Source organism: Klebsiella aerogenes KCTC 2190, assembly GCF_000215745.1.
GTDB classification, from domain to species: Bacteria; Pseudomonadota; Gammaproteobacteria; order Enterobacterales; family Enterobacteriaceae; genus Klebsiella; species Klebsiella aerogenes.
This window is the reverse complement of sequence record NC_015663.1, coordinates 3614442-3628935: the sequence shown is the minus strand read 5'-3', so window position 1 is coordinate 3628935 and position 14494 is coordinate 3614442. Positions and strand designations below refer to the sequence as shown.

Annotated in this window: 11 protein-coding genes; 3 read left to right on the top strand and 8 right to left on the bottom strand. The window is 59.4% G+C overall.

Annotated elements, in window-relative coordinates; translation table 11 throughout:
* Positions 1 to 79: 79 nt before the first annotated feature.
* The 6 genes from EAE_RS17080 to nasR all read right to left on the bottom strand — a co-directional run bounded on the left by EAE_RS17080 (position 80) and on the right by nasR (position 11133).
* Positions 80 to 2686, bottom strand: a complete 2607-nt coding sequence (locus EAE_RS17080; protein WP_015705092.1) for a nitrate reductase — start codon at positions 2684 to 2686, stop codon at positions 80 to 82.
* On the bottom strand, positions 2686 to 6753 hold the full coding sequence (gene nirB, locus EAE_RS25030) for a nitrite reductase large subunit NirB (RefSeq protein WP_165442602.1): 4068 nt from the start codon (positions 6751 to 6753) through the stop codon (positions 2686 to 2688). The genes EAE_RS17080 and nirB overlap by 1 nt, the downstream gene beginning before the upstream one ends.
* A gap of 6 nt (positions 6754 to 6759) precedes the next feature.
* The gene (locus tag EAE_RS17065) at positions 6760 to 7548 is read right to left on the bottom strand and encodes an ABC transporter ATP-binding protein (RefSeq protein ID WP_015367094.1); all 789 of its coding nucleotides are present in this window, start codon (positions 7546 to 7548) and stop codon (positions 6760 to 6762) included.
* A gap of 9 nt (positions 7549 to 7557) precedes the next feature.
* Entirely contained in the window at positions 7558 to 8442 is an 885-nt protein-coding gene (ntrB, locus tag EAE_RS17060) for a nitrate ABC transporter permease (protein WP_015705090.1), read from the bottom strand.
* Position 8443: 1 nt separating this feature from the next.
* Positions 8444 to 9700 (bottom strand): CmpA/NrtA family ABC transporter substrate-binding protein, encoded by a 1257-nt coding sequence (locus EAE_RS17055; protein WP_015705089.1) that lies wholly within the window; start codon positions 9698 to 9700, stop codon positions 8444 to 8446.
* A 236-nt stretch (positions 9701 to 9936) separates the two neighbouring features.
* Positions 9937 to 11133 (bottom strand): nitrate regulatory protein NasR, encoded by a 1197-nt coding sequence (gene nasR, locus EAE_RS17050; protein ID WP_015705088.1) that lies wholly within the window; start codon positions 11131 to 11133, stop codon positions 9937 to 9939.
* A 66-nt stretch (positions 11134 to 11199) separates the two neighbouring features.
* Between nasR and EAE_RS17045 the strand changes: the two genes are divergently transcribed.
* Both EAE_RS17045 and EAE_RS17040 read left to right on the top strand, forming a co-directional pair.
* A complete protein-coding gene (locus EAE_RS17045) occupies positions 11200 to 11553 on the top strand; it encodes a DsrE/DsrF/TusD sulfur relay family protein (protein WP_015705087.1) in 354 nt (117 codons plus the stop codon).
* A gap of 227 nt (positions 11554 to 11780) precedes the next feature.
* A complete protein-coding gene (locus EAE_RS17040) occupies positions 11781 to 12023 on the top strand; it encodes a DUF1883 domain-containing protein (RefSeq protein ID WP_015705086.1) in 243 nt (80 codons plus the stop codon).
* Between the two features lie 27 nt (positions 12024 to 12050).
* On the opposite strand, the gene EAE_RS17035 is transcribed toward EAE_RS17040, so the two are convergent.
* Positions 12051 to 12731 carry a gamma-glutamylcyclotransferase gene (locus EAE_RS17035; protein WP_015705085.1) on the bottom strand — a complete coding sequence of 227 codons (681 nt, stop codon included), beginning with the start codon at positions 12729 to 12731 and terminating at the stop codon, positions 12051 to 12053.
* Between the two features lie 148 nt (positions 12732 to 12879).
* Positions 12880 to 13110: a putative cation transport regulator ChaB gene (chaB, locus tag EAE_RS17030; RefSeq protein ID WP_015367102.1), complete on the bottom strand. Its 231-nt coding sequence runs from the start codon at positions 13108 to 13110 to the stop codon at positions 12880 to 12882.
* A 265-nt stretch (positions 13111 to 13375) separates the two neighbouring features.
* Here chaB and chaA point away from each other — a divergent pair, with 265 nt between their 5' ends.
* Entirely contained in the window at positions 13376 to 14476 is a 1101-nt protein-coding gene (gene chaA, locus EAE_RS17025; RefSeq protein WP_015367104.1) for a sodium-potassium/proton antiporter ChaA, read from the top strand.
* Positions 14477 to 14494: the final 18 nt, after the last annotated feature.

Here is a 14494-nt window from a genome sequence, read left to right as displayed (position 1 = left end):
GTTTTTTACCCTTCCCCGCAGCCCTGTGGGCCATTCCAGGAATAAACTGAAACCGGTTGGCGTTTGCTTTCCCCGATCATCAAACCGGCGTTCGGGTTTGATTAGCCGCCAGCAGCGCTTTGAGTTCCGGAATACAGGAACCACAGTTGGTGCCACACTTGAGCTTCGCGCCAAGCGCCTCTACGCTGACGCAGCCGCCGGCAATAGCCTCGCCGATCTGCCGCTCGCCGATACTAAAGCAACTACAGATAGTCTGCCCACGCGGCGCGCTGTCGCCGCCCTTACGACCGCTGAGCAACGCATGGCGTAGCCCGGCGGTCTGCGGCGGCGTCCGAAACGCCGTATACAGCCATTCAGCATCGATTTGCGGCGGCTTAATATCGCTCCAGCAGCCGAGCATCAATTGCCCGTCGTGCCAGGCCAGTAGGTTCCACAGCCCGCCGCCCTCGGCAATTTGCAACTGCCATCCCTGCTTGCGACACCACTCGGTCAGCCAGCTTTGCGGGCCGGTATCCGCGGCCAGCGACAAATGGCTAAGCCCTACCGCCGCCCGTCGCCGCCAGTGCAGCGAGGATGGCAACGGTAAGGGCTCGCGAGATAATAGCTCCCCTTGCCACGCCGGCCGCCACGGCGCTATCGCCACCGCCGACTGCTTGCTCTCCGGCTGCCCGGAATGCGGATCGGTGACCGCCGCCAGTAAATTATTGACCCGTCCCTGACGGGCAAACTGATTATTCCAATGCATCGGCACAAAGAGCGAACCGGCGCGCTGCCCTTCGCTGACTATCACCTTCGCAATCATCACCCCGTGGCGCGACCAGACGCGAGCCAGTTCTCCCTCACGTAATTGAAAACGACGCGCATCGGCAGGCGCCACCTCGACGACCGGTTCGGCAATGTGCTGCATCAACCGCGGTATGTCGCCGGTGCGGGTCATGGTATGCCACTGATCGCGAATACGTCCGCTATTGAGGATTAATGGATAAAATGCCTCGGTCTGCGCCCGGGTCGGCTGCGGCGACACCGGCACCATCCGCAACCTGCCGTCGCCGTGCCAGCCCTCCGTTAACCGCCAGGGCGCGGCGCTGCGGCTCACCGGCCAGCGCACCGGCGTCAGGGCATCCCACGCCTCCCGGCTGAGGTCCGCCAGCCCGCCAATATCAAACGCCCGCTTACCGTCATTTTCAAACCCTGAGAGCGCCGCGTGTTCACAAAATACCTCATGCGGATGTTGCCATGAAAAAGCCCGGGCATAACCTAATTCGGCGGCGAGACGGGAAATGATCCACCAGTCGGCTTTCGCCTCCACCGGCGGCGGCAAAAAAGCCCGCTGACGCGAAATTCGCCGCTCCGAGTTGGTCACGGTACCGTTTTTTTCGCCCCATGCCAGCGCCGGAAAGCGGATATGGGCAAAGCGCCCCGTATCAGTATTGGCGGCGACATCGGAGACCATCACCAGCGGACACCTGGACAGCGCCTGGCTCACCGCGTGGCTATCAGGCAGTGAGACCACCGGATTGGTCCCCATAATCCACACCGCTTTGACCTCGCCGCGTCCAATCGCGGCGAAGAGTTCGACGGCGGTTAGTCCCGGCGTCTGCGCCAGTCGCTCGCTGCCCCAAAAGCGCGCTAATCGCTGCAGGTCCTGCGGCTCAAAATTCATATGCGCCGCCAGCATCGTCGCCAGCCCCCCCACTTCACGCCCGCCCATGGCGTTGGGTTGACCGGTCAGCGAAAACGGCCCGCAGCCGCGGCGGGCAAACTTCCCGCTGGCAAGATGGACATTGATAATCGCGTTGCACTTATCGCTGCCGCTGGCGGACTGATTAATTCCCATGGTGTACAGCGTGATGGCGCGCGGTGCAGCGATAAAATCACGATAAAAGCGAGCCACTTGCTCCGGCGCCAGGCCGCAGAAAGCGGCCGCTTTTTCCACGCTCCACTGCGCGGCGATGGTCAGCGCCTGCCGCTGGTCGCGAAAACCCGCCACCATTCCACCGCTGGCGGCAATGGCATTTAGCAGGCCGACAAATAGCCCGCCATCGCTACCGGGCGCCAACGCCAGATGATCGTCGGCAATATCACAGGTCGCGGTGCGTCGCGGATCCACCACCACGATCCGCAACCGCGGATTATCGCGTTTCGCCTGCACCAACCGCTGATAGAGAACCGGATGCGCCCAGGCGGCGTTGGAGCCCACCAGCACCACCAGATCGCTCTGCTCGACATCTTCATAGCTACACGGCACGACGTCCGCGCCGAGCGCCCGCTTATAGCCGGTGACCGCCGATGACATACATAACCGCGAATTCGTATCGATATTGGCGGCGCCGATAAAGCCCTTCATCAACTTGTTGGCGGCGTAATAATCCTCAGTTAACAGCTGACCGGAAGCGTAAAACGCCACCGCCTGCGGGCCGTAGCGCTCAATAATGTCGCGCAGACGTGAACCCGCCTCCGCCAGCGCCTGCGGCCAGCCGACCGCCCGGCCATCGACTTCAGGGTGTAATAACCGCCCGCTAAGCGAGGTCGTTTCCCCAAGCGCTGCCCCTTTTACGCACAAGCGGCCAAAGTTAGCGGGATGGTTTTCATCGCCGCGAACCGTGACGGTTCCACTGGGTTCAACGCGGGCGATAACTCCGCAGCCGACGCCGCAGTATGGACAGGTGGTTCGGGTTTCGCTCATCAGCTCGCCTCCGCGCGCAGCAGCAATGCCTGGTTGCCGACCCACACTTTGCCCTGTTCGATCTTCACCGGCCACGCGCGCACCGACGGCTCGCCGCTGTCGTACAAGCGACCATCTCGCAAGCGAATCCGCTGTTTATACAGCGGCGAAATAACGATCGGCTCGCCGCCCGCGTCGCCTAAAATGCCGCGCGATAACACGTTGGCCTCGCTGCCGGGTTCCTGGTTATCCAGCGCATAAACTTGCTCGCCGAAGCGGAACAGCGCAATTTGCCGCTCGCCGAGGCGCGCGCCGATCCCCGCCTGCGGCGGGATCGCGTCCAGATCGCAGATCGCCTGCCACGGCCGCGACGGCAGGGCCGGTTGCCCAAGCCCTTGCGGCGCCACCAGTTGCGGCTGACCACGCAGGATTTGCCGCTGCACCGCCTCATCGGCCTCATCGCTGTTAACGTAGGAACGGAATAGCGCCAGCCGCTGTGGGTCGTTCAGGGTGGTCTGCCATTCGCACTGGTAGCTATCCACCACCCGCGCCATCTCCTGCTCCAGCTCATCGCCGATACCGAGACTATCGTGCAAGATCACCTCGCGTAGATACGCCACGCCGCCTTCAAGATTATCCATCCAGCTACTGGTGCGCTGCAGGCGGTCGGCGGTGCGAATATAAAACATCAACAACCGATCGACGGTACGGATTAGGGTGGCGTCATCAAGGTCACTCGCAAAGAGGTCCGCATGGCGCGGTTTCATCCCGCCGTTGCCGCAGACGTAAAGATTCCAGCCCTTTTCAGTCGCAATAACCCCGATGTCTTTACCTTGCGCTTCGGCACATTCGCGGGTACAGCCCGAGACCGCCATTTTGATTTTGTGCGGCGCGCGCAGCCCCTTGTAACGATGTTCAAGCCTTACCGCCAGCCCCGTTGAATCCTGAACCCCATAGCGGCACCAGGTCGAGCCGACGCAGGATTTTACCGTGCGTAATGATTTGCCGTAGGCGTGTCCGGTTTCAAATCCCGCCGCCGCCAGTTCGCGCCAGATGTCCGGCAGTTGCTCCAGCCGCGCGCCAAACAGGTCGATACGCTGTCCTCCGGTCACTTTACTGTACAGCTGGTAACGTTTGGCGATCTGGCCGATAGCGATAAGCCCATCCGGTGTCACTTCGCCTGCGGCCATCCGCGGCACCACCGAGTAAGTGCCGTCTTTCTGAATATTGGCGAAGTAGCGATCGTTGGTGTCCTGCAGCGGCAGATGCGCCGGTTTCAGCAGATACTCATTCCAGCAGGAGGCCAGTACCGACGCCACCAGCGGTTTACACACTTCACAGCCGTGGCCCTGCCCGTAACGGCTAATGAGCTGAGCGAAGGTATGGATGTGGTTGACTCGTACCAGATGATAGATCTCCTGCCGCGACCACGGAAAATGCTCGCAGATATCTTTTTTAACCTCGACGCCCTGTCCGGCAAGCTGGTGTTCCATCACCTGTTTGACCAGCGCGCTGCAGCCGCCGCAGCCGGTCGCCGCTTTAGTACAGCTTTTGATTGCCGCCATATCGCCCGCTCCGGCGCTGACCGCCTGGCAAATGTCTCCCTTACTGACGTTATGGCAAGAGCAAATCTGCGCGCTATCCGGCAGCGCCGCCACCCCCAGCGCTTTCGTCGTGGCCCCATCGATGGCCGGGAGGATCAGACTTTCCGGACGAGACGGTAGCGCCATGCCGTTCAGCATCATCTGCAACAGCGTCGCGTAGTCACCGGCATCGCCCACCAGTACGCCGCCCAGCAGCGTTTTGCCATCAGCGCTGACAACGATCTTCTTGTAGATCTGCCGCGGACCATCGGTCCATTGATAGCTCTGGCAACCAGCTGTACGTCCGTGAGCATCGCCAAACGACGCCACATCCACGCCGAGCAGTTTGAGTTTGGTGCTCATATCGGCGCCGCTAAAGCGGGCCGCTTCGCCAGCCAACTGCGCCGCCGCGGTGCGCGCCATGTGATAGCCCGGCGCCACCAGGCCATAAATTTTGTTGTCCCACAGCGCGCATTCGCCAATCGCCAATATATCTGCGTCCGAGGTCCGGCAGTGGTCATCGATACCGATACCGCCGCGTTCGCCGATTGCCAGGCCTGCGCCGCGCGCCAGCGCATCCTGCGGGCGGATCCCGGCGGAAAAGACCACCATATCGGTCTGCAGCGTGCCGCCATCGGCGAAGTTAAGCTGCAGCCCGTCGGCGGTGCGCACTATCGCCGTCGTCGCTTTGCTGGTGTGCACGCCAACCTCAAGATCGAGAATTTTCTCCCGCAGCATCGCCGCGCCGCCGTTATCCAGCTGCACCGCCATCAGGTTGGCGGCGAACTCCACCACATGGGTCTTAAGCCCCAACTGTTTTAACGCGTTGGCGGCTTCCAGCCCCAACAGCCCGCCTCCAATGACCACCCCGCTCTGCGCAGTGGCGGCGCGGGCGGCGATGCGGTCAAGATCGTCAAGCGTACGATAGACGAAGCAGCCTTCTTCATCGTTACCGGGGATTGGCGGCACGAAGGGATAGGAGCCGGTCGCCAGCACCAGCTTATCCCAATGGGTTTCATGGCAGTGGGCATCGCGCACGATTCGCGCCGGACGATCGATTTCCGCGATCGTCTCTCCTAGCCGCAGCTCAATGCCGTACTGGCTAAAAAAGTCTCCCTCTACCAGCGATAGCGACTCTGCGCTGCGCCCGGCGAAATATTCCGAGAGATGAACCCGGTCATAGGCGGCATAGCGCTCTTCGCCAAAGACCACGATACGGTACTGCTGGTGCAGGTTCCGGCTCACGCATTGCTCAAGAAAATGGTGGCCGACCATACCGTGTCCGACCAGCACTAATACAGGTTTAGTCATCGTCATTTTTCCTGCAGCCCGCGGCTGCGTTATAGAAGGGTCAAAAAGCCACTGCGCTGAAGGAGACCTATCGCTACCGAGCAGCGCGGTAAGCGGCGCCGCCTGCTGGCAGTCGCCCAGCAGCAGCACGCCGTGCAACCGGCCATCGCGGATCAGCAGGCGACGGTAGTGGCGATCGATGGGGTCCCAACTGCTGTAGATCTGGTCCTGCTCGCCGGCCCGCTGTTCGCCGGCGCTAAAAAACTCGATGCCGGTGACCTTCAGCCTGGTGCCGCCGTCCTGCCAGCTGAATTCTTCGCCGGGAGCCCCGCACAGGCGTTCAACTAACACATCGGCCTGGCGCAAGCAGGGAGCCACCAGCCCCCAGGTTTGGCCGTCAATCTCACAACACTCGCCGATAGCGCTGATCCCCGGCAGCGAGGTCGCCATCCGGCGGTCGACGATAATCCCCCGCTGGCAGGCTACGCCGCTGCGCGCCGCCAGACGGATATCCGGCCGCACGCCGGTGGCTAACACCACCCGGCTGGCGGCAAAAGCTCGTCCGTCTTCCAGCCGCACATGCTGCTCGTCAATAGCGGCAATTCGGCTCTCCAGCACGCAGCGGATGCCGCGTGCCTCAAGCTGTTGTTTTAACTGTTCCGCAGCGAAAGCATCGGTAAGCGGCTCCATCAAACCGCTACCGCGATGGAGTAGCGTCACTTCCCCACCGTGACGGCGCAGCGCCGCCGCGCCCTCCACGCCCAATACGCCACCGCCGATTACCACCGCCGGGCCGGGGATTGCCAGGATGTCTTTAACATCCGCCAGGGTGCGAAAGGCGAATACCTGCGGGCGCTCAATGCCCGGCAGCGACGGGATAAACGGCTGCGATCCGGTGGCGAACACCAGTTCATCCCATCCCAGCCAGTCGCCGCCGACGCGCAACCTCCGCCCGGCGACATCCACTTCGCTGACCGCCTCGCCAAGCCGCACGCGGACACCATGCTGTGCGTACCACTCCGTCGGCAGCAGTTGTATTTGCGCCGCCGTTTTTTCCCCGCCGAGTACCGGCGAGAGCTGAATGCGGTTGTAGGCCGGCTGCGGTTCATCGCCGAGTAGCGTGATGATGAAACGCCCCTGCGCGCGCGCCGCCAGCTTCTCTGCCAGCCGGGTTGCCGCCATACCGTTGCCGATAATTACCAGTCGCCGCATCATTCCGCCTTAGGCCGCTTTCGGCTGCTTTTCGTAGAGGAAATGGAGGATCTGCTGACGCAGGTGGTGGTAGTGGTTATCTTCCGCCAGCTGGACCCGGTTACGCGGACGCGGCAGATTAACGTCAAGGATCTCGCCGATCGTCGCGGCCGGTCCATTGGTCATCATTAACACCCGGTCGGAAAGCAGCACTGCTTCATCGACGTCGTGGGTGATCACGACAATGGTGGTGTTCAGTTCCTGCTGGATGTGCATTACCGCGTCCTGCAGATGGGCTCGGGTGAGCGCGTCCAGCGCGCCAAAAGGCTCATCAAGCAGTAACACTTTTGGCTTCATCGCCAGCGCGCGCGCGATGCCAACCCGCTGTTTCATACCGCCGGAGATCTCCCCCGGCCGTTTGTGCAGCGCGTGCCCCATCTGTACTCGCTGTAAATTGTGTTCGATCCACTCCCGGCGCTCTGCCTTGCTCATGGTGCGGCGAAACACCTGATCCACCGCCAGCGCCACGTTGTCAAAACAGCTCAGCCATGGCAGCAGCGAATGGTTCTGGAACACCACCGCCCGCTCCGGTCCCGGGCCGGAAATTTCACGGTTATCGCATAGCAGCCCGCCCTCAGTGGGCTGGGTAATCCCGGCGATCAGATTCAACAGCGTGGATTTGCCGCATCCGGAGTGGCCAATCAGACTGATGGTTTCCCCTTCGTGAATATCAAAAGAGACGTTTTGCAGCGCCAGGAACTCGCCGCTGGCGGTGTTAAAGCGTTGACTGACGGCCTGTACCTGAATTAATGGTTTCATAGCGACTCCTTATTTTTCCTGCCAGCTGAAGCGGCGGGCGAGCAATATGAGCCCCTGTTCGAGCAGCAGGCCGACGACGCCGATAATGACGATGGCGATGATGATGTTTTCCACATTGAGGTTGTTCCATTCATTCCAGATCCAGAATCCAATACCCAACCCGCCGGTCAGCATCTCGGCGGCGACGATCACCAGCCAGGCAATGCCTATCGACAGCCGCACGCCGGTTAATACCGCGGGCAGCACTGCCGGAAAGAGGATTTTGCGCATCACCGTCCATTCCGACAGCTGCAGCACGCGAGCCACATTGAGATAGTCCTGCGGGATACGCCTGACGCCTTCCGCGGTGTTAATGACCATCGGCCAGATAGAGCAGATAAAAATGGTCCAGCTGGAAGCCGGTTCCGCCTTCTGGAACAGCAGCAGGCCAATCGGTAACCACGCCAGCGGACTCACCGGGCGCAGCAGCGCGATGAGCGGGTTAAACATTCGCGCAAAGAACAGCGAGCGGCCGATAAGAAAGCCCAGCGGAATACCGGCCAGCGCCGCTAAACCAAAGCCCACCGCGACCCGCTGTAGCGAAGCCAGCACGTTCCAGCCGATGCCCATATCGTTCGGTCCGTCGCGGTAGAACGGGTCGGAAAACAGCGTCAGCGCCGAATCCAGAGTGCTCAACGGCGTCGGGAAGCCTTTCGCGCCAATCGCCGCCAGCTGCCAGCCGAGCAGCAGTAGAGCCAGGCCCAGCAGCGGCGGCAGTAGACGCTGCAGCGCGGCGTTCAGCCAGCGCCTGGCGGACGGCGTAGCTTTGCGCACCTGCAGCGGCGGCAGGACAATGATTTCGCCCGGCGCGGTTGAGGTCTGCGCGCGCGGCTGCGTGTTAATGGCTGGTTTCATCTCATGCCCCCTTATGTTGAATGGCGAAACTGGCGGCGTACCCTTCCGGGTCGACGCCGTTCCACACTTTGCCGTCCAGCAGCGTGCTGCTGCGTAAAGTTTGCGTTGGCGCAGTGATGCCGCCCACGGCCTGCGCCGCCTCTTTCCACAGGTCGATGCGGTTGATACGCTGCGCTACCGCCTGATAATCCGGCGCGCTTTTCAGCAGGCCCCAGCGGCGGAATTGGGTTAAGAACCACATGCCGTCGGAGAGCCACGGATAGCTAGCTTCCCCCTGCTGGAAGAAGCGCATGGGATGAGCGTCGCGCCAGCGTTTGCCGATGCCATTGTCGTATTCGCCAAGCATGCGCCCGCTAAGGTACTGTTCTTTGGTGTTGAGCCACGCCCGTCTGGCGAGGATCCGCGCGGTTTCGCGGGTGTTGTCGGCAGACGCTTCAATCCAGCGCTGGGCCTCCAGCAGCGCCGCCACCAGCGCCCTTGCGGTATTTGGATAGCGCGCCACCCAATCGCTGCGCGCGCCGAGGATTTTTTCCGGATGATCCGCCCAGATCTGCTGGCTGGTTGCCGCCGTAAAGCCGATGCGATCGTTGATCGCCCGCGCGTTCCACGGTTCGCCGACGCAGAAGCCGACCATATTGCCGATGCGCATGTTCATCACCATTTGCGGCGGCGGCACGACCACCGTGCGCACATCGGCGAAGGGGTCGATACCGGCGTTCGCCAGCCAGTAATAGAGCCACATCGCATGGGTGCCGGTAGGAAAGGTGTGGGCGAAGGTGTAGCTGCCCGGCGCTTTTTGGTCGATCAGCAGCTTGAGCCCATGACCATCGCTTACGCCTTGCGCCTGTAGGTCACTAGAGAGGGTGATCGCCTGACCGTTGCGGTTCAGGGTCATCAGGTTGGCCATCTGCTGCGGTTTGCCGGCAATACCAAGCTCAAGGCCATACAGCATGCCGTAGAGGATATGCGCTGCATCGAGTTCGCCGGCAACCAGCTTATCGCGCACCGCCGCCCAGCTAGCCTCCTTACTTGGTTGCAGGCTGATGCCATACTTTTTATCGAATCCTTTCAATGCCGCAATCGCCAGCGGCGCGCAGTCGGTTAGCGGGATGAATCCGACCCGCACGGTGGCCAACTCCGGCTTATCGGAACCCGCCGCCCACGCCGCCTGCATCACGCCGGGCAGCAGCATAGCGCCGCTCAGCGCCGCCCCGGCCTGCAAAAAGCGCCGTCGTGAAATGAAAACTTTATCGCCCATAGCCGCTCCAGAACGCGCAAAAAAAAGCGCCCGGCAGTGCTTTCGCACCGCAGGACGCCTTTATCCAGAGACCTTCAGACCGCCGTTGGTCCGTTGTCTCAAATTGTTGATTCACTCAAGTTCAGTAATGCAAAGCGGATGCCAATTTGTGTTATTGCCCGCCAGACGTTGTTTTACCGCTCTCCGCGTCAACTATTGCACCATCGTCAGGCAATGCCTGCCCGCTGATTGTGCATTCAATTTGACGATGAGTCCGGCAGCAGAGCTTTCACCGTCAGCAGTGCGCGGGCGATTTCGACCATCCGCTGGTTCTTATCCATCGCCATTTTACGCAACGCCTGCCAGGCCTGTTCTTCCTGCATTCCCTGATGGCTCATCAGCAGCGCTTTCGCTTTATCTATAATCTTGCGCTCCTCAAATGCGGCTTGCAGCGAGGCCAGTTGGCCGGAGAGTTGCTCAAGTTCCCACGCCTGCTGGCGGACCAGCGGCAGCAGCTGCTTATCCAGGCGCAAAGTCAGACTATCGCCGCACTCTTCTTCAGGCCATTGCAGCGGCGGCATATCGTCTTCTCCACGTTCGAGCAGTTGCCGGGTCGCGCTGAGCAGGTCGGCAATCAACGCCTCCTCCAGACTGCGCATCTGCTCAAGCCGTTCAGTTTGCAGGCTAAACCAGCGCTGCGCCGCGGCCCCTTCGTCCGCCGAGGGCTGGCGGGTACAGGCGATGCGCCGCAGTTGCTCAATCTCGCGCCCGGCTTCGCAACCCTGCAGCAGCTCAAGCGCCCGCGGCAGACCGGAGAGCGCCTGAAAGCTGTCAAAACAGGGCTGCTGACCGTCAATGCGGTCAACCAACTGCTGACGGAGCTCGCCGTTAAATTGGCCGCGCGCGAAGCCCAACGCTCCCAGCGCGCGCTCCTGGCCCGCCAGCTCTTTACCCTGCATAAAGCTGTACAGGGCAACCATGCGCCCGGCGATCTGCGGATCGTCTATGCTGTCATTCAACTGCGGCACAATATTCAATAAATGGCGAATAATACGGCTAAAGCGCTGGGTGGCCTCCTGAGCGTCCACCGCGCGGCCTTGCACCGCCGCTCGCAGCGCCGGAAGCTGCGCCAGATACCACACCGCGCTGGCTATACGCCAACACAGCGCGCTGCTGGCGGATTCCCGCGCCGGTTGTAGCGCGGCATAAAAAGCGCTTAAGCGCGCGTCCACCAGCGCCCCGCCAGCCCGACGCTCGGCGTCATACAAGCGGCCCTCGGAAGAGAGCCACATATTGGAGGCGCCGCGCTCGCACTGCAGCATATGGACCAACCCACTTATTTCGCTCGCCAGCGTCCCTTGCTGCGTTAGCTTGCGGAGCTGCTGTTTTTGTAGCTGGCGCGCATAATGAAACCAGCCGATTGCTTCAGGCGTCATGCCGGTCGTATTATTCATACCCCCTCCCGAATTACGTCTTTAGATAAAGCTAAGCAATAACCATGCCTGATAAAAGGAGTCTTTATGCAACGTATTGTGATTGTCGCCAACGGAGCCGCTTACGGCAGTGAATCCTTGTTTAATAGCCTGCGCCTGGCTATCGCCCTGCGTGAGCAGGAGTCAGACCTCGATCTGAAGCTGTTTTTAATGTCCGATGCGGTGACCGCCGGGCTACGCGGGCAGAAACCGGCGGAAGGCTATAACATCCAGCAGATGCTGGAGATCCTCACCGCGCAGAATGTGCCGGTAAAACTCTGCAAGACCTGTACGGACGGACGCGGGATCACCCATTTGCCATTAGTAGATGGCGTGGAAGTGGGAACGCTGGTCGAGCTGGCGCAGTGGACGCTGGCGGCGGATAAAGTGCTGATCTTCTGAATTAACCGCCATTAACAGGATTAAATGTCAGGCTGGTGGGCATTGCTGATGCAAAAGTACGCCAGCTGAACGCTTTCAGGAAGATTGTCATTTTTGTTTAATCGTTATCCATTTTGTTGATCGAAATCATCATCCACACGCTCCCCCTTTGGTGTTATGCAACGAGCAAAGTGTGAACGATATCACGCGCGGGTTGATGAATTCAGAGACAGAAACGGGGTATGAAAATGGCAATGGTAAAAGCAAGTTTAACGTTATTCGGCGGTGATACGCTGGTGGTGCGCTGTTCAGAGCGCTGTCATATTCACTTAATGAGCGCCAAGGCCGCCGGCGACAGCCACGCCGATATTTTTAGCGTGCAGGACAGGGACAGCGCTTATCTCACCGTGCCCTACAGCGGCACCTGGAACGTGCTGATCGACAGCCATAGTCAGTCCCTCGAGCACTCCATTAGCTACGTTCCCGCCTGAATCTCCACGCCCGGTAAACCGGGCGTTTTATGCGAGCCCGGGTTGGCTCGCCTCGCCGACCAGATGTCGCACCTGGATAATCAGATCGTCAAGACTGGCGTCGCGCATGCCAAGCTTGCGTAATTCCTGATCCAACGAAAAGAGATACTGGGCATTGGTGCCGAGCGGCCCGCTGGCGCGGGCTATCAGCGGCGCGATGGTTTGTGCGCTGGTATCAGATTCATACAGTGGGTGGCGCGGATCCATAATAAACACCAGCGCATTCACCGTACGCCCATCGTCCAACTCAAGACGGCACCAGGTTGGCAAATAGCAGCCGGTGATCATTTCCCGCTTCCACAGAAGCGTCAGCTCTTGCTCCAGCGTCTCATCCGGCAGACGATAGGCCACGCCGGTGGTACGCCCGCCTTCCTTCAACGCCAACATCCTGCCCGGCTGATGTGCGCTGCCGCGACCGGCGGTCAGGCGCAGGCAAAACGCGCGATGCCAACCCGGCAGCGTACCGGTGCAGGATTCGCTGTATTCCAGCGCCGGGTTCCACATCAACGAACCGTAGCCGAAAATCCACACCGAACCGTTATCCGGACGACAGGCCAGAGTCGCCGCCAACGAGGCCGCCCGCTGCTCCGCCGACCACAGCAGCGATTCCTCAATCGCGCCAAACGCCGTTTTACAATCCGCATTCATTAAGAAATCACGAGTTAACACTTTCTACTACCTCCGCCACTGCCTGCTTCCCGGCGATAATCTGTGCCATCCGTGAATATTGCTGAATTATTATCCAGCTTTATTACTCAATAAGCAATTAACGGAGCGTTGACAAGGGGGCTGACAAAAAATTAGATCGCAAAAGTGATTACTTTTTCTTATGCCATTTGTCGTCATCGCCTTTTTGGTAATCATTTTTCACCGCCGCCCAGGCGACTTTATGCGCCGTCTCCTCACGGCTGGCATCATCGCGACGGTCGGCTTTATCTTTATATTGATCCCACGCGCTATTGAAAGCTTCTTTATAAATTTCCTGCGCGTGTTCCGGCAAGACGTGCTGAACGCTATCGGGAAGTTCTTGTTTACTACGGTAAGGCATAATGACCTCCAGAATCAGGGTAAAAGCTAAGTCTGGAACACAATTCCCGGGTTGGCAAATGACAGGAATATTGAGAAATGAATTTTAGTAATCATCTGAAAAATATGTATAAAACATACGTAACAGCATTTTTTAGCAGACCAACGCATTTCTTATGCAAGAGTGGTAAATTTAAGTAAAAATACAAATTAAACCTATCAATGTCTGTTATTTTATCAACTTACGTTATCTATAATTATAACACCTGCATAAATGGAGATGGTTCATGACACATGCACATGAGGCGGTTAAGACCCGCCACAAGGAGACCTCCCTCGTTTTTCCGGTTTTAGCACTGGTGGTGCTGTTTCTCTGGGGAAGCAGTCAATCACTACCAGTGGTCGTTGCGATTAATATTCTGGCGCTGGTCGGGATTCTGAGTAGCGCATTTAGCGTGGTTCGCCATGCCGACGTTCTTGCTCACCGCCTCGGCGAGCCCTATGGTTCATTAATTTTGAGCCTGTCAGTGGTCATTCTTGAAGTGAGCCTCATTTCCGCATTAATGGCGACCGGCGACGCCGCGCCAACGCTAATGCGCGATACGTTATATTCAATCATTATGATCGTCACCGGCGGTCTGGTCGGCTTCTCTTTACTGCTGGGCGGACGTAAATTCGCCACGCAGTATATGAATTTGTTTGGTATCAAGCAGTATCTGATCGCCCTCTTCCCGCTGGCGATTATCGTACTGGTATTCCCGATGGCGTTACCGGGCGCCAATTTCAGCACCGGCCAGGCGCTACTGGTGGCGCTGATTTCCGCCGCCATGTATGGCGTATTCCTGCTCATTCAGACCAAAACGCACCAGAGCCTGTTTGTGTACGAGCATGAAGATGACAGCGACGATGACGACCCGCATCACGGTAAGCCCTCGGCGCATAGCAGCGGCTGGCACACGGCCTGGTTACTGGTACACCTGGTTGCGGTTATCGCCGTTACCAAAATGAACGCTAATCCACTGGAAACGCTGTTGACCAGCATGAACGCGCCGGTGGCCTTTACCGGTTTCCTGGTGGCGCTATTGATTCTCTCGCCGGAAGGACTCGGCGCCTTGAAAGCGGTGCTGAACAACCAGGTACAGCGCGCGATGAATTTGTTCTTCGGTTCGGTGCTGGCGACGATTTCCCTGACGGTGCCTGTCGTCACGCTTATCGCTTTCCTTACCGGCAATGAACTCCGCTTCGGTTTGGGAGCGCCGGAAATGGTGGTGATGGTGGCGTCGCTGGTGCTGTGCCACATTTCGTTCTCAACCGGGCGCACCAATGTCCTTAACGGCGCGGCGCATCTGGCGCTGTTCGCCGCCTACCTGATGACGATATTTGCCTGACCGGGTAATCAATAATAA